At 69.7% G+C, this 14,288-nt stretch carries 14 protein-coding genes and 3 tRNA genes; 7 read left to right on the plus strand and 10 right to left on the minus strand.

Annotation, left to right across the window (positions count from 1 at the left end; genetic code table 11):
- Window positions 1-4: 4 nt before the first annotated feature.
- Entirely contained in the window at window positions 5-967 is a 963-nt protein-coding gene (locus tag AB0H43_RS20225) for a TetR/AcrR family transcriptional regulator C-terminal domain-containing protein (protein ID WP_360001112.1), read from the minus strand.
- Between the two features lie 223 nt (window positions 968-1,190).
- Between AB0H43_RS20225 and AB0H43_RS20230 the strand changes: the two genes are divergently transcribed.
- The 3 genes from AB0H43_RS20230 to AB0H43_RS20240 all read left to right on the plus strand — a co-directional run bounded on the left by AB0H43_RS20230 (window position 1,191) and on the right by AB0H43_RS20240 (window position 6,024).
- Window positions 1,191-2,408 carry an FAD-dependent monooxygenase gene (locus tag AB0H43_RS20230; protein WP_360001115.1) on the plus strand — a complete coding sequence of 406 codons (1,218 nt, stop codon included), beginning with the start codon at window positions 1,191-1,193 and terminating at the stop codon, window positions 2,406-2,408.
- 59 nt (window positions 2,409-2,467) lie between these two features.
- The gene (locus AB0H43_RS20235) at window positions 2,468-3,835 is read left to right on the plus strand and encodes an exonuclease domain-containing protein (protein ID WP_360001117.1); all 1,368 of its coding nucleotides are present in this window, start codon (window positions 2,468-2,470) and stop codon (window positions 3,833-3,835) included.
- 257 nt (window positions 3,836-4,092) lie between these two features.
- Window positions 4,093-6,024 carry an EAL domain-containing protein gene (locus tag AB0H43_RS20240; protein WP_360001119.1) on the plus strand — a complete coding sequence of 644 codons (1,932 nt, stop codon included), beginning with the start codon at window positions 4,093-4,095 and terminating at the stop codon, window positions 6,022-6,024.
- Between the two features lie 15 nt (window positions 6,025-6,039).
- On the opposite strand, the gene AB0H43_RS20245 is transcribed toward AB0H43_RS20240, so the two are convergent.
- Complete coding sequence (locus tag AB0H43_RS20245; RefSeq protein WP_360001120.1) at window positions 6,040-6,300, minus strand: hypothetical protein; 261 nt, start codon at window positions 6,298-6,300, stop codon at window positions 6,040-6,042.
- A gap of 16 nt (window positions 6,301-6,316) precedes the next feature.
- Between AB0H43_RS20245 and AB0H43_RS20250 the strand changes: the two genes are divergently transcribed.
- Window positions 6,317-7,243: a substrate-binding domain-containing protein gene (locus AB0H43_RS20250; protein WP_360001122.1), complete on the plus strand. Its 927-nt coding sequence runs from the start codon at window positions 6,317-6,319 to the stop codon at window positions 7,241-7,243.
- A gap of 34 nt (window positions 7,244-7,277) precedes the next feature.
- Here AB0H43_RS20250 and AB0H43_RS20255 read toward each other — a convergent pair.
- From AB0H43_RS20255 to AB0H43_RS20265, 3 genes are all read right to left on the minus strand, one after another.
- Window positions 7,278-7,350 (minus strand) — tRNA-Arg (locus tag AB0H43_RS20255).
- A gap of 14 nt (window positions 7,351-7,364) precedes the next feature.
- Window positions 7,365-7,438, minus strand: a tRNA-Arg gene (locus AB0H43_RS20260).
- Window positions 7,439-7,827: 389 nt separating this feature from the next.
- A tRNA-Trp gene (locus tag AB0H43_RS20265) sits at window positions 7,828-7,900 on the minus strand.
- Between the two features lie 252 nt (window positions 7,901-8,152).
- Between AB0H43_RS20265 and AB0H43_RS20270 the strand changes: the two genes are divergently transcribed.
- Genes AB0H43_RS20270 through AB0H43_RS20280 form a run of 3 tightly spaced genes read left to right on the plus strand, consistent with a single transcriptional unit; the run spans window position 8,153 to window position 10,574 of the window.
- Complete coding sequence (locus AB0H43_RS20270; RefSeq protein ID WP_360001124.1) at window positions 8,153-9,106, plus strand: threonine/serine dehydratase; 954 nt, start codon at window positions 8,153-8,155, stop codon at window positions 9,104-9,106.
- 9 nt (window positions 9,107-9,115) lie between these two features.
- A complete protein-coding gene (locus AB0H43_RS20275) occupies window positions 9,116-9,889 on the plus strand; it encodes a hypothetical protein (RefSeq protein WP_360001126.1) in 774 nt (257 codons plus the stop codon).
- A gap of 22 nt (window positions 9,890-9,911) precedes the next feature.
- Entirely contained in the window at window positions 9,912-10,574 is a 663-nt protein-coding gene (locus tag AB0H43_RS20280; protein WP_360001127.1) for a nitroreductase, read from the plus strand.
- Between the two features lie 43 nt (window positions 10,575-10,617).
- On the opposite strand, the gene AB0H43_RS20285 is transcribed toward AB0H43_RS20280, so the two are convergent.
- From AB0H43_RS20285 to AB0H43_RS20305, 5 genes are all read right to left on the minus strand, one after another.
- Window positions 10,618-11,361 (minus strand): isocitrate lyase/phosphoenolpyruvate mutase family protein, encoded by a 744-nt coding sequence (locus AB0H43_RS20285; protein WP_360001129.1) that lies wholly within the window; start codon window positions 11,359-11,361, stop codon window positions 10,618-10,620.
- The gene (locus AB0H43_RS20290) at window positions 11,358-12,032 is read right to left on the minus strand and encodes a hypothetical protein (protein WP_360001130.1); all 675 of its coding nucleotides are present in this window, start codon (window positions 12,030-12,032) and stop codon (window positions 11,358-11,360) included. Before AB0H43_RS20290 ends, AB0H43_RS20285 begins: the two co-directional genes overlap by 4 nt.
- Before the next feature lie 45 nt (window positions 12,033-12,077).
- On the minus strand, window positions 12,078-12,446 hold the full coding sequence (locus AB0H43_RS20295; RefSeq protein WP_360001132.1) for a hypothetical protein: 369 nt from the start codon (window positions 12,444-12,446) through the stop codon (window positions 12,078-12,080).
- 62 nt (window positions 12,447-12,508) lie between these two features.
- Window positions 12,509-13,942 (minus strand): MFS transporter, encoded by a 1,434-nt coding sequence (locus AB0H43_RS20300; protein WP_360001133.1) that lies wholly within the window; start codon window positions 13,940-13,942, stop codon window positions 12,509-12,511.
- Window positions 13,939-14,256 (minus strand): heavy metal-associated domain-containing protein, encoded by a 318-nt coding sequence (locus AB0H43_RS20305; protein WP_360001135.1) that lies wholly within the window; start codon window positions 14,254-14,256, stop codon window positions 13,939-13,941. Before AB0H43_RS20305 ends, AB0H43_RS20300 begins: the two co-directional genes overlap by 4 nt.
- Window positions 14,257-14,288 lie beyond the last annotated feature (32 nt).

A 14,288-nucleotide genomic window follows, 5' to 3' on the forward strand; every position in this document is an offset into this window, starting at 1 on the left:
CGGGTCAGGGCTTGCCGTGTGCGAGGAAGGCCGCCAGGCCGTCGAGCATCCGGCCCAAGCCGAACTCGAACAGCTTGTCCAGATCGAAGTCGAAGTCGACGTTCTTGGTGAACTCGAAGAACCGCTTCAGGTGCCCGGCGCTCACGAAGTCGTGGAAGGCCTGTTCCTGGGTCTGCATCCATTCGTCCTCGGTCAGCCCGGTCTCGCGCTGGGCCTCCTGCTCCGGTTCGAAGGCGGTGGCGATGCCGCGGACGAAGCTGAACATCGTGATGTGGATGAGCATGCGGGTCAGCATGTCGAGGTCTTCGTCGTCGAACGCGCCGAGGATCCACTCCGTGTGCTGGAGCGCGTTCGGGGCCAGTTGGGGCCGGGTCAGCGACAACACCGGGGCGAGCCACGGATGCCGGTGGAACAGCCGCCATTGGAGGCGGGCGGCCAATTCGAGCTGGGCGCGCCAGCCGGCCGGGCGTTCGGGCGGGAAGTTGTCCTCGCCCATGACGATATCGATCATGTGCAGGATCAGGTCGTCCTTGCTGGGCACGTAGCGGTACAGCGACATCGTCGCCGCCCCGAGTTCGGCCGCGATGCGGCGCATCGAGACCTCGTTCATCCCTTCGGCGTCGGCGATCTCGACCGCCTTGCGGACGATCTTGTCGCGGGTCAGCTCGCCTTCGGACCGCCGGGCCGAGGCCCGTGAAGCCGCCGCGTTCGTGGTCTCGGAGTTCGAGGCCGCCGTGTTCGCCAGGGCCCCGTCGATGTTCGCGACGATGGTGCCGATCCCGGGCACGACGGTGACGACGCCGTCCTGCTGGAGCACGGCGAGCACCTTGGTCGCGGTCGCCAGCGCCACACCCCATTCGCGGGTGATCGCGCGCGCGGACGGCACTCGGTGCCCCGGTTGCAGCTCCCCGGTGGCGATGCGGTGCCGGATCTGGTCGGCGATGCGCTGGTAGGGCGGGACGCTCACGGCTCCTCCGTCACAAGTTCGGGCTGTACTAGTACACCACTGTCCGCCACCGGACTTTGCGTGGCCGCGTGTCGGTTCCCGGCAGCTCCACGCGTACCTCGGTGTTCTAGTACAGTGGTCAGCTGAAACGCCCGGTGTTCTAGGCACTTGCGCTGTTCTAGGGGGCGAACGTATGGTGTACGCATCACGATGTACAGCGTACACGAGACACCCTGGGGGAGTCATGAGCAAGACGGTCCTGATCTCCGGCGCCAGCATCGCCGGACCGGCCCTGGCCTTCTGGCTGAAGCGGTACGGCTTCACGCCGACGGTGGTCGAGATCGCGCCGACGTTCCGGCCCGGCGGCCAGGCCGTCGACCTGCGCGGCGCCGGCAAAGAGGTCACCGAGCGCATGGGCGTCATGCCCCGAGTCAAGGAACTGTGCGTCGACGAGCGCGGCATCGCCGGCGTCAACGCCAAGGGACAGCGCACGTACGCGATGCCCGCCGACATGTTCGGCGGCGAGGGGATCGTCGCCGAGATCGAGATCATGCGCGGCGACCTGACGCAGGTGCTGGCCGAGGCGACGACCGACGTCGAGTACCTGTTCGACGACCGGATCGTCGAACTGACCGAGGTCGGCGACGGCGTCCAGGTCACCTTCGCGAGCGGGCTCACCCGTCGGTTCGACTTCGTCGTCGGAGCCGACGGCGTGCACTCGGGCGTACGCCGGCTGGCCTTCGGTCCGGAGGAGCAGTACGTGACGCCGCTGGGCGCGTACACGGCGTATTTCACCGTGCCGGACCCGGGCGACCTGGACCACTGGTTCCTGATGTACAACGAGCCCGGCGGCCTGTGCGTGGGCATCCGCCCGGAGCGTGGCGGCACCGCGAAGGCGATGATGACGTTCCTGTCGCCGCCGCTGCGGTACGACCGCCGGGACATCACCGCGCAGCAGGAGATCCTGCGGCAGAAGTTCGGCCGCGCGGGCTGGAAGGTTCCGGCGATGCTGGCCGCGATGCCGCACGCCGACGACTTCTACTTCGACACCATGTGCCAGGTGCACGTGGACAAGTGGTGGCAGGGCCGCACGGTCCTGCTGGGCGACGCCGGCTACTGCGCCTCGCCACTCGCGGGGCTCGGTACCAGCCTGTCGCTGGTCGGCGCGTATGTGCTGGCCGGTGAGCTGGCGGCGACCCCGGACGACCACGAGGCGGCGTTCGCGCGATACCAGCAGGAGATGGCCGCCTACGTCAAGCAGGCCCAGGAGCTGCCGCCCGGCGGGGCGAAGGGGATGGCGCCGGGATCCGCCTTCATGATCTCGATGCGCAACCTCTCCATGCGCATGAGCACGCACTGGCCGATGAAGAACGTCATGGCCAAGTTCATGTCGAAGGCGGACGCGATCACCCTGAAGGACTACCGCCGATCCGTCGCGGCGGTGTCGTCCGGGGCGAGGTAGCACCGGTCGCCCGCAAGAGGATACGACTCTGTCGTATCCTCTTGCGACAATCGGACGCGATGGAGCTTTTCGCGTATGCCGAACTGGGCGCCGACGGTCACGAGCTGCCGCGCGGCCCCTACGTCGTCATCGACCTGGAGACCACCGGGCTGTTCCCGGCGGAGGACCGGATCGTCGAGATCGCCATGGCCCGGGTCGAGGACGACCGGATCGTGGAGGAGTGGGCGACGCTCATCGATCCCGGCCGCGACCCCGGCCCCACCTTCCTGCATCACATCAGTCAGGACATGGTGACCGGCGCGCCCACGTTCCGGGAGATCGCGGGGGAGATCCTCGCCCGGCTCGACGGGACTATCGTGGTCGCCCACAACGCCGCGTTCGAGGAGGGCTTCCTCGCCGCGGAACTCGCCCGGCTGCCGATCGAGGTGCCACCGATCCCCGCGTTCTGCACCTTGCGCGTCGCCCGGGAAGTCCTGGCCTCGCCCAACTATCGGCTGGCCACCTGCTGTGAGGTCTGCGGCATCGACCTGCGGGACGCGCATACCGCGCTCGGTGACGTCCGGGCGACCGCCGAACTGCTGCCTCGGCTCGTCGCGGCGGCGCCCGGCCTGCGGTACCCGGTCGCTCCGGCGGCGCTGCCGCGGTTACGCCGGCTGGCCGGCCCGCGTACGCGGGTGACCCGGCTGCGCAAAGGTCAGGACGGCTGGATTCGGTCGATCGTCACCAAGCTTCCGGTGTCGATGTCCGATCACGACCCGATCGGGGCGCAGCCCTACCTCGACTACCTCACCGAAGCGCTGGCCGACGGCCGGCTCACCGGCGACAAGGCGCGTCGGCTGGGTCGCCTCGCCGGCCGGGCCGGGATGGGCGCCGAGCAGGTGCGCGAGCTGCACCGGCGGTTCCTCGACGGCGTACGCGACGCCGCGCTGGGCAGCGGGGTACTGACGCGGCAGGAGCAACTGCGGCTGACCACCATCGCGCAGTTGCTCGACCTGCCCGATTACTTCGCCGACGTCACCCCCGACCTGCCCGCGCAGCCGACCGGCACCGGCCCCCGCGTCTGGTGCAGCCCGCAGGTGCCGCGCCAGATCCGCGTACGCCTGGAGGACGCCGGTTACCAGCTCGCCACGAACCTGACCCGGACCGTCGCCGCCGCCGTGCTCGCCGACACCGACGTACGCCTTCCGCAGGCCCGTCGTGCGGGCGAACTCGGCGCCCGGCTGGTCCCACTGGACGATGTGGACACGTTCATCGACGGCGGGGCGGCGGTCGTGCCCGAACGGGACCGGCTGCCCGCCCCGATCGCGCCGTCCGGCTGGTACCCCGACCCCACCGGTCGGCACGTGTACCGGTTCTGGAACGGTTCGAGCTGGACCGATCGGGTCAGCCCCGGCGGGACGGCGATCTTCACCGACCCGCTCCGCTAGCTGTTCTGTCCCACCCGCGCCCGCGACCGATTAGGTGGCGTATCGACTGATTCTGCTCAATCAACATGAAACAGTCGAATACCTGACAGAAGCGGCGCGCGACCGAGGAAGCCGGCGTGCTGCTCCGAGTCAGCGGGCTGCCTTGGCTTGTCTGGCGAAGGCGACCTAGGCTGGTGATGACGGGACGGGGGTTTCCGTTGGCCAGAAGATCCACGGCACCGACAGAGTCACGCGGGTTGGCGTCGTGGCGGGTTTTGGTGGCGGTGGTAACCGTTGTGGCCTTGACTGTTGTCACCGGCGTTCTGGCCTTCCGCGAGCAGATCCGGTCGCGGACGGTGCAGAGTGCGGTGCAAGAAGCCGAGGTCCTCAGCTCAGTCGTCATCGACCGCAGCCTGACCCTCACCGACATCACCCACGGTATGCATCCGGTGGACCGCTCCGATCTGAAGGCGGATGTCATCCTCCTCAAGCGTCGCGGCGAGGTGGTGGACCTCAGCATCTGGTCGATGACGACCGGAGAGCTCGTTTACGCGGACGAAGGCCAGGGTGGCATCGTCGCACCGAGGCCCGAGGTGTTCGAGCGGGCACGGGCCGGTGAGCCGTTCCTCGGCGACGCGACCGACAATCCCCGCCACGGCGAAAACCTGGTCGTCTACCAGCCGTACGACGCCAACGGCGACGGCGTGATGGACGCGGTAGCCGAGGTCGTGCTGCCCAGCACGTCGGTCGAGGAGTCATTGAGCCGGTCGATGTGGCTGCTGTACGTCGGCGGGCTGCTCGTCCTCCTCCTTGCGATAGCCGGCATTCTGCAGGTACGCCGCAACCAGCTCAGACAAGATCGCGCCGCTATACACGACTCGCTGACCGGTCTGGGCAACCGGATGCTGATGCGCCGGGTGGCGCCACAGATCCTGGCCGACGCGACCGATGCGGCTCCGGCCGCGCTGCTTCTGATCGACCTGGACAGGTTCAAGGCGGTCAACGACACCTTGGGCCACCATGCCGGCGATGACCTACTCGTGGCCGTGGCCGACATCATCCAGCGGGAAGGCGGACCTTCCAGCATCGCGGCGAGGCTCGGTGGGGACGAGTTCGCAGTGCTCCTGCCCCGGGTGTCCGACCGTGCCGCGGCCCGCGAGGTGCCCGACCGGATCCGCCAGGCCATCCGCCGGCCCATGACAATCGCTGGCAGCCGCGTGCAGGTCGACGCCAGCATCGGAATAGCGTGGGCGCCAGCCGACGGCACGGTGCCGGAGGACCTGATGCGCAGCGCCGACATGGCCATGTATCGCGCGAAGCACTCCGGAGCGGGTGTCGCCGAGTACACGCAGGTCGCGGTCGCCAGGCCGCCGAAGCCCGCGGCCACGACGGTGCGCCAGCTGAGCCGAGCCCTGGCCGGCCATCAGCTCGAGCTCTATTACCAGCCAGTCCGCGCCGCAGACTCGACGATCTCCTCGGCGGAAGCCTTGGCGCGGTGGCGTCATCCCGAATACGGACTGCTTGAGGCGAGCATGTTCATCCCCGAGGTGGCCCACACCTCGCTGATGTCCGCCCTGACCGAGTGGGTGCTGCGGCAGGCCGCCGACAGACAGGCCCAATGGCTGGCCGACGGGCTGGACGTCAAGGTGTCGGTGAACCTCGCGGCACGTAGCCTTTACGGCGAGTCCACCGCCGATCTCGTCCGGCGCGTGATCGAAGATCGCCGACTGCCACCAGCCTTGCTCGAACTTGAGGTGAGCGAGGCGACCGTGGTGATCGAGCCAGACCGCGCGATCCCAGCGATGCTGCGTCTGCGCGATGCCGGCGCCGACTTGTGTCTCGACAACTTCGGCGCGGCCTACGGCGCTGTGTCGATCCTGGCCGACGCTCCGATTCACACCGTGAAGATCGATCGGCGATTCGGCGGCCAGATCGTGGAGAGCTCGCTGGCCAGCACCCTGGTGAGCGGGTGGGTGAGGGCTGCTCATGAGCGTGGCCTGTACGTGATCGCCCAGGGCGTCGAGACGCCGGCCGCCGGGCAGTGCCTGATCGATCTCGGGTGTGACGGGGTGCAGGGGTACGGCGTATGCCGGCCTATGCCCGCGCAGGACTTCACCGCATGGCTGACGTCCGTCAGCGGGGGCGCCGGCGGAACAGAGCAAACCACCGAGCCCGAACACTCGCCGGAGACGTCGATGACAGACGCATGACGACCGAGCCGAGCGTCACTTCACGAGACGCACGTCTTTCCAGCCGGGAGGCGACATGTACGCAGTTCGACGGCCACCGCCACGGGCTCGTGCTGCCGTCGCGACCGCCGCCGTCGCCATCATCGCCATCACCGCGTGCACGGCCGGTCCCAGCGACACAGCTCGGCATCGGCCTCCGTCCGGCGACGGGTCGAGCTGTCCGGGCGCGTACGCCTCGGCCAAGGCGGCGGTGGCCCGCGCGAAGATCCCCGCACACGCGTGGACCGGTCCTACCACCGGCCCCCCTGCGGCAGTGGGCAAGACCGTCGTGTTCGTCGCGGCGACCATGACCAATCCCGGGATAGCCGGCGTCGCCAAGGGCACCTCTGAAGCTGCCGGCGCCATCGGGTGGAACATGCACGTCATCGACGGCGACGGCACGCAAGCCGGCATCAACCTCGCCTTCAGTCAGGCCCTCGGTCTGGATCCCGACGGCATCATCATCGCGGGATTCGACACCAGGCCGACAGCTCGCCAAGTGCGCCAGGCAAGAGCGGCAGGCATCCCACTGGTCGGCTGGCACGTCATCGACACGCCTCACCCCGGCACGGGATCAGAGCTGTTTGCGAACGTCACCACCAACGTCGGGGACGTCGCCAGAATCAGTGCGCAGTGGATCATTGCGGAATCGGGAGGAAGCGCCGGCGTGGTGGTATTCACCGATCTGTCCATCCCGTTCGCCCGGAACAAGTCCCAGTTGATCAAGAGAGCTCTGGCGGACTGTTCCGGAGTCAAGGTTCTGTCGACCGAAGACATACCGATCGCCGATTCCAGCAATCAGACGCCGCAGCGAACCTCGGCGTTGATCCGCCGCCTGGGCGACACGTGGACGTACTCCGTGGCAATCAACGATCTTTACTTCGCTGACGCCGCCGCAGCGCTGGACGACGCCGGAAAGCCGGGTGACGGTGCGCCCCTCAACATCGGAGCCGGTGACGGCGACCCGATGGCCTTCAACAGCATCCGAACCGGCCACTACCAGGCCGCGACCGTGCCCGAGCCGTTGCTCGAACAGGGGTGGCAGACGATCGATGAACTCAATCGGGCCCTCAGCGGCACGCCCCGCAGCGGGTACGTCGCGCCCGTGCACCTCACGACCGTCGACAACATCGACGGCGCCACCTACTGGGAACCCGCCGACAACTATCGCGAGCACTACATGCAGGTCTGGCGAAAGTAGCCGCAGCAAGCCGCGACCTCGACGACACGGAAAGCGCCCTCGGCTGGACTCGAACCAGCGACCCCCGAGCTCGGAACCCGGTGCTCTCTCCGCTGAGCTACGAAGGCTTGTCAATCCCCAGTACGCCTGGCAGGACTCGAACCTGCCACCTCCCGCTTCGTAGGCGGGCGCTCTGTCCCGATGAGCTACAGGCGCGTGTTCAGTTGTGCCGTACCCCGCCGGGGAGCGCTTGCGCGAGCCGCCAGAAGTGCGGTCAGCGGGATTCGAACCCCCAAACCTGCGCGTTCTAAGTGCGCCGCCTCTCCCGTTGGGCCAGCCGGGCATCGTGGACAACCGAGGTATCGAACCCCACCCGCGATGTTTGCAGGACATCGCTGCGCACCTGCGCGTCGCCCGAGTACGCGCCCGCCCCCCACGGGCACGCCGTGGCGTACCCGCCCCCGTCGGGCGCGTCAGTCCGGAACCTCCGAGTCGAACGGAGTGTCTCGCGTTCCCAAAACGCACGGGTTGCCGTCTCCCCCGTTCCGGTCGAACTGCAATTCAAATTGCAGAATCCACTATGGAATTAAGAATGCGTGAATAAGCACGGGCGGTAGGAGTCGAACCCACGGCCGCCGGATTTGGAGTCCGGTGCTCTACCAGCTGAGCTACACCCGCAGGGAGCAAAGAAAAAGCCGTCCGCCGGAGTGCCCGGGGACGGCGAAAGCCAAATGTGGCGCGCTTAGCGGCGCCAGCCAACCCGGGTGAGCGAGCCCCGTCGGGGGCACGGCAGTGCGGCGGCGAGTGAGGCTCGGCGCCAGCGTCGGCTTCGCATGTCGTTCCCCTTTCTCATCGGGCTTGCGGGACTGAAGACAACGATAAGGCGTCCACGCTGATTGCGCAATGAAATAAAGCGGTAGGCTGAACGCCGTGACTACTCTGGTGACTCTGGCCGACGTTCGGGCCGCCGCGGACCGCGTCGAGGGGGTCGTCGTGCGCACGCCGCTGCTGCCCGTGCCCGGGATCGGCCCGGATCTGTGGCTCAAACCGGAGAGCCTGCAGCCGACCGGCGCGTTCAAGGTGCGCGGCGCGACCAACGCCGTCCGTTCCCTGCCGGCGGAGTCGCTTCGGGCGGGCGTGGTCACCCACTCCTCGGGCAACCACGGCCAGGCTTTGGCATACGCCGCTCGCATGGCCGGGATCGCCTGCTGGGTGGTCGTCCCCGAAGGCGCGCCGAGCGTCAAGGTCGAGGCCATCCGGGCACAGGGTGCCGAGATCGTGCTGGTCCCGCCCGCCCAGCGGCTGCCGGAGGCGGAGCGGATCGCAGCCGTACGCGGCGCCACCCTCGTGCCGCCGTTCGACGATCCGGCGGTCATCGCCGGTCAGGGCACGCTCGGACTGGAGATCGTCGCGGATCTGCCCGACGTGGACGTCGTGCTGGTGCAGGTCGGCGGCGGTGGGCTGGTCTCCGGTGTCGCCGCGGCGGTGAAGGCGCTCAGCCCGTCGGCCCGCGTCATCGGCGTCGAGCCGGAGCTGGCGGCCGAGACCGCCGAAGGGCTGCATACCGGGACCCTGGTGCCCTGGCCGGTGGAGCGGACCTACCGGACGATCGCCGACGGCGTTCGCACCAGCCCGTCCGAGCTGACCTTCGCCCATATACAGGCCTATGTGGACGACATCGTCACCGTCACCGAGGAGCAGATCCGGGCGGCGGTCGGCGTACTGGCGCATCAGGCGCGGATCGTCGCCGAGCCCAGCGGCGCGCTCACCACCGCGGCGTACCTGGCGGGGAAGGCGCCCGGCGGGCGTACCGTCGCGATCGTGTCCGGAGGAAACGCGGACCCGGCGCTGTTGCACGAACTTCTCCGGCCGTCCGCCGGATAATCAGACCCCGTGGGGTGGACGGCGGGGGCTGTGCGGATCGCGCGCGACGTGCTGCGACGGATGGCGCAGGTCGAGTTGCTCGACCGGGTCTACGTGATCGCGGCCGGCACGTTCGTCTCGGCGCTGCCGATGTTGTTGCTGCTCACCGGGGTGTTCGGACCGTCACGGCGGAGCGAGTCGGTGTTCGCGACCCAGCTCATCAGCCGGCTCGGCCTGGGCGGGGCGGCGGCCGACGCGGTGCGCACACTGCTGCCCGCGAGCCCGTTGCGCTTCTACGCGGTCGGTGTGGCGATCACTCTCTTCGGGCTCTACTCGCTGACCCGGCGAGTGGCGCGGGCGTACGCGGCGGTCTGGCAGATCCCGGAACTCCCGCGTAGCCGGTGGTGGCGCGCCCTGGCCTGGCTGCTGGTGGAACTCGCCGCGATCGTATCGGTCGCGGTCGCCCGCGACCTGGCGCGCGAGTCCTCGGCGCCCGCGCGAATCGCTCTGTTCGTGGTCGGGATCATCATCTGGTACGCCGCGGAACTGGCCGGTCAGCGGTTGATCACCGACGGCCGGGTGCCGTGGCGGTCGTTGCACCTGGCCGCCGGATTGACGGCGGTCGGACGCCTCGGCGTGGCCGTCTGGGCCGCGGTCTACCTCGGCACGTCCCTGGCTCGGCAGGCCGAGCTGTACGGCCCGATCGGCGTCGTGTTCGCCCTGTTCACCAGCCTGTTCGCGTCGATCGCGGCGACCCTGGTGGCGACTCTGATCGCCGCCACCGTCACGGCGGAGAAGGCATGATCACCGCCGGTACGCTGGCGTGATGGACGTCTACGGCGCGGTCCTGACGCGGCAGTCGATTCGCCGGTTCACCGGCCGACCCGTGCCCCGCGAAGCGTTGGAACGGGTGCTGGCGGTGGCCGCCAACGCTCCGTCCGGCAGCAACCTGCAACCGTGGCACATCTACGTCCTTTCGGGCGAACCGTTGGCGGACTTGAAGAAGCGGGTCGCCGTCCGCGTGGCGGCCGGGGACACCGGCGATCCCCGCGAGTTCGCGATCTATCCGCCGGAGCTGCGGCCGGCGTACCTGGAACGCATGGCGGCGCTCGGCGAGGCGCGCTACGGCTCGCTCGGCGTCGGCCGTGACGACGTCGTCGCCCGGGCGCGCGTACGCGCGGAGAACTGGAACTGCTTCGGAGCCGGCACCGCGCTGTTCTGCTATCTCGACCGGGACATGCCACTGCCGCGCTGGTCCGACGCCGGGATCTATCTGCAGACCGTGATGCTGCTGTTGCGCGGCGAAGGGCTGCACAGCTGTACGCAGGAGGCCTGGGCGGAATACCACCGCAGCGTCGCCGAGGTCGTCGCGCCGCCGCCGGAACGGATGCTCTTCTGCGGCATGTCCATCGGGTACGCCGACCCGGCCGTCACCCATCCGCGGATCCGGCGAGCAGAGTTGTCGGAGACGGTGACGTTTCTCGGCTGACCGGTTTCTCGGCTGACCGGTTTCTCCAGGTGCGGCGCGGCCGTCAGTTCCCGGGCTGATCCGCCCAGGCGTTCACCTCGGCGTACGCCGGTAGGCCCGGGTCGACCTCGGCCCCGTCGCGGACGGCCGTCGCGGTGCGGAGTGTCGCCGCGAGCGCGGCCCGGAACAGCAGCGAACCGGTGCTGATCCGGCGTACGCCCAGGTCGGCCAGGCTCGCGACGGTCATCCGGCCCGGCAGGAACAGGATGTTGACGGGGAGGTCGACCGCGGCGACGACGGCTTCGATGTCGGACGGGTCGGCCAGGCCGGGGACGAAGACGCCGTCGGCGCCCGCGTCGGCGTACAGGCGCACTCGTCGGAGGGTCTCGGGGAGGCCGGCCGAGCGCTGCCAGTAGGTGTCGGTTCGCGCGTTGACGAACAGGCCGGGCGCTTCCCGTTTCACCGAGCGGATGAGGTCGGCGTGCGCGTCGGCGGGGCCGAAGGCATCCTCCACGTTGACCCCGACCGCACCTGCATCGGCCACGGCGACCGCGGCGGCGACTGATCCGCCCTCGATGTCGGCGGTGACGTACGCCGGCAGCCCGGCGAGGTTCCGGACCAGCTCCAGCGTCGCCGCCTCGGCGGCGCCGACCCCGTCGGGCAGCCCGGCGGCGGCGGCGACGCCGAGGCTCGTCGTGCCGACGGCCGGGAACCCGGCTTCGGCGAGGCAGCGGGCCGACGCGACGTCCCAGGCGTTCGGCAGGACGAGCGGGTCGCCTACCCGGTGCAGACCGGCGAACGTGGTCACGAGGATGCTCCTTCCACCAGGGCCAAAGCGTGGGCGCGTCCGGGGCATGCGCGCGGTCCGGCTCCGAAGGCCAGCTCACCGGCCAGCTCGATCTGCACGGTCTCACCGGCCTCCACCGTGACGTCGCCGACTGTGGTGCGGGTGACCGCCTGCCGCTTGGTGAACGGCACGGGTGGCTGATCGCGCAGCACCTCGTCGAGCGAAGCGTGCCGCGTCCGGTCGATCAGGATCGCCGTGGCGTCACACGCCTGCACGAGGGCGCCGATCCGCGCCGCCGTCGCCTCGTCTTGAACGCCGCCGAAGCAGGCGACGAGCTGGTTCACCGCGGCATCGGCTCGCGCCTCGTCACCGGTCCCCGGCTGGTACGCCTGCGCGACGTCCCGTACGCGGTCCACGACGTCGGCGAGATCGTGCTCGGTGACTCCGAGCGCCACGGCCAGAACCGCGACGGGGTGACGCGTACCGGTGTGCCGCAACGCTTCCAGCGGGATGTCGTCGAGCACGCCGACCGACAGCGCCCGCCGGCGGGCGTACTCGTCGCCCGAGCTGAATCGCCCGACGGCCGACCGCAGCCAGGCGATGCCATGTGTGCCGGGCGGCACCGGTGGGACGATGAACCCGGGATCGTGCAGGACGGCGAGCGCGGCATCGTGTCCGCGAATCTGCTGCATACCTCGACGCTACGGCCCCGAGACTTCGGCGTACGCCGAACCGTCTCAACGAAGCCAGGGGCGTACGCGTCGCGCCGTGAGCAGGACACCGGCCGCCATGGCCGTGATGACCGCCTGCGAGATCACCGCCAGCGCCGGAGCCTTGCCCAAGCCGTAGACGGCGTAACCGTTGGCGGCCGCGTCGGTGACGAAGATGAAGGCGCTCAAGAACAGACCGGCCCGGCGGCGGAGCCACAGCAGGACGGCGGCCAGCGGGTCGAGCAAAGTCAGCGCGGTGAAGTACGCGGCGAGCCAGCCCGGCGCCCACCCGTACGGGGGCCAGCCGCCGGTCGCGAGCTGAACGATGTGCACGACGCCGCCGTAGCACAGGATCGCGATCTGGAGACCGAGGATCCACCGGACGTCCCGAGGCACGCGTACGACGATAGCCGGACGGCCCGGAGCGATGACGCTCCGGGCCGTCCCGCGTGGAGGGATCAGACGGCCGCGTGCTCCTCCGCCGGCCGGACCTCCCTCGATCCACTCTGGACCTTTCGGCCCCGGAACGTGAGCGCCGCCAGCAGCGCCCCGGCCAGGGCCACCGCCGCCGTCACGGTGAACGCCGTCGTGTAGCCGCTCGTCAACTCGATCGGGTCGGTGGTCTGCCCCGCGCCGTTGGCGACCGCGACCGCGGTCATCGCCGCCAGGCCCAGCGCCGAGCCCACCTGATACGTGGTGTTGACGATGCCGGAGGCGAGACCGCCCTCGGCCGGGGCGACGCCGCCGATCGCGGTCATCGTGGCCGGGATGAAGGCCAGCGCCATGCCGGCCGCGGCGACCAGCGAACCGGGCAGGACGTCGGCCACGAACGATCCGTGCGGATCGGCCAGCGCCAGCAGACCGAGTCCGGCCGCGAGGACCAGCAGCCCGGTGACGACGAGCGGACGGGCGCCGAACCGCATCAGCAGACGACCCGTGATCCCGATCATGCCGATCATGATGAGCGCGGTCATCGGCAGCAGGGCCGCGCCGCTGGCGAACGAACCGAAGCCGAGCACCTGCTGGATGTAGAGGTTCAGGAAGTACCACATCGGAATCCAGGCCGCGCCGAGCAGCGCCATCGAGACGTTGGCCGCCGCCAGTCCCGGCGTACGCCAGATGCGCAACGGCATGAGCGGTGCGCGTACCAGTCGCTGAAGCAGCAGGAACCCTGCGATCAGCGCGACCGACGCGATCAGCTGGCCCAGGGTGGCGGCCGAGGTCCAGCCGTTGGCCGGCGCGGTGACCAGCGCCGCGACGGCGAGGGCGAGACCCGCGGTGACCGCGAGCGCGCCCGCCAGGTCGGTGCTGCTCCGGCGACCGGGCACCGCGGGCAGGGTGGCCGGGGTGAGGGCGAGGGTGATCAGGCCGATGGGCACGTAGATCACGAACACCCACGGCCAGGTGAGCCATTCGGTGATCACGCCGCCGAGGAAGACCCCGGCGGTGCCACCGGCCGGTGCGGCGGCCCCGTAGAAGGACAACGCTTTCGGCAATTCGGCCGGCTGACCGGCGAACAGCACCATCAGCAGCGTCATCGCGGCCGGAGCGAGCAGTGCGGCGCCCACACCCTGGACTGCGCGGCCCGCGACCTCGACGCCGGGCGATCCGGCCGCCGCGGCCAGGACGGACCCGGCGATCAGGACCAGCCAGCCGGTGGCGAACACGCGCCGCGCGCCGAACAGGTCGGACAGCCGCCCGCCGAGCAGCAGCAGGCCGCCGAAGGCGACCGCATAGCCGTTGAACACCCACTGCAGGCCGCTGGGGCTGAAGCCCAGGTCCTCCTGCATCCGGGGGAGCGCGACGGCGATGATCGAGGTGTCCATGATGACCATGAACTGGGCGGTGGCGAGGACGGCGAGCGCCCACCAACGCCGGGGATCGGGATTCATGACAAGCCTTCCGAGGTTTCGAGGTGGTAGCCGGCCGCGCTGACGGCGGCGGCGATCGCTGAGGTGGAGGCGAGGCCTCCGACGGTGACGCGTCCGGCGCCGAAATCGACGCTGACGCCGGTGACACCGGGTACGCCGCTGACGGCGTCGGTCACCTTCGTGGCGCAGGACTGGCAGGTCATGCCGGCCACGCTGAATTCACGACCGTCCACGACGGCGGGAGTGGCGGATTCGCTTGTCTGGCAACAGGTGCACATGGCATGCCTCCTCGGAAGGATACCCCCCATGGGTATCTGGCTCGGAGACAGTAGCATACCCCCGGGGGGTAGGCAAAGATCGTTTGCGG

This window comes from Hamadaea sp. NPDC050747, assembly GCF_040654195.1.
In the GTDB taxonomy this organism is placed as follows: domain Bacteria; phylum Actinomycetota; class Actinomycetes; order Mycobacteriales; family Micromonosporaceae; genus Hamadaea.

Bases quoted from the DNA above. Each gene is read 5' to 3' on its own strand.
- AB0H43_RS20230 (WP_360001115.1), top strand. From the start codon at position 1,191: ATGAGCAAGACGGTCCTGATCTCCGGCGCCAGCATCGCCGGACCGGCC.
- AB0H43_RS20235 (WP_360001117.1), top strand. From the start codon at position 2,468: ATGGAGCTTTTCGCGTATGCCGAACTGGGCGCCGACGGTCACGAGCTG.
- AB0H43_RS20280 (WP_360001127.1), top strand. From the start codon at position 9,912: ATGGACGTCTACGGCGCGGTCCTGACGCGGCAGTCGATTCGCCGGTTC.
- AB0H43_RS20290 (WP_360001130.1), bottom strand. From the start codon at position 12,032: ATGCAGCAGATTCGCGGACACGATGCCGCGCTCGCCGTCCTGCACGAT.
- AB0H43_RS20300 (WP_360001133.1), bottom strand. From the start codon at position 13,942: ATGAATCCCGATCCCCGGCGTTGGTGGGCGCTCGCCGTCCTCGCCACC.
- AB0H43_RS20305 (WP_360001135.1), bottom strand. From the start codon at position 14,256: ATGCTACTGTCTCCGAGCCAGATACCCATGGGGGGTATCCTTCCGAGG.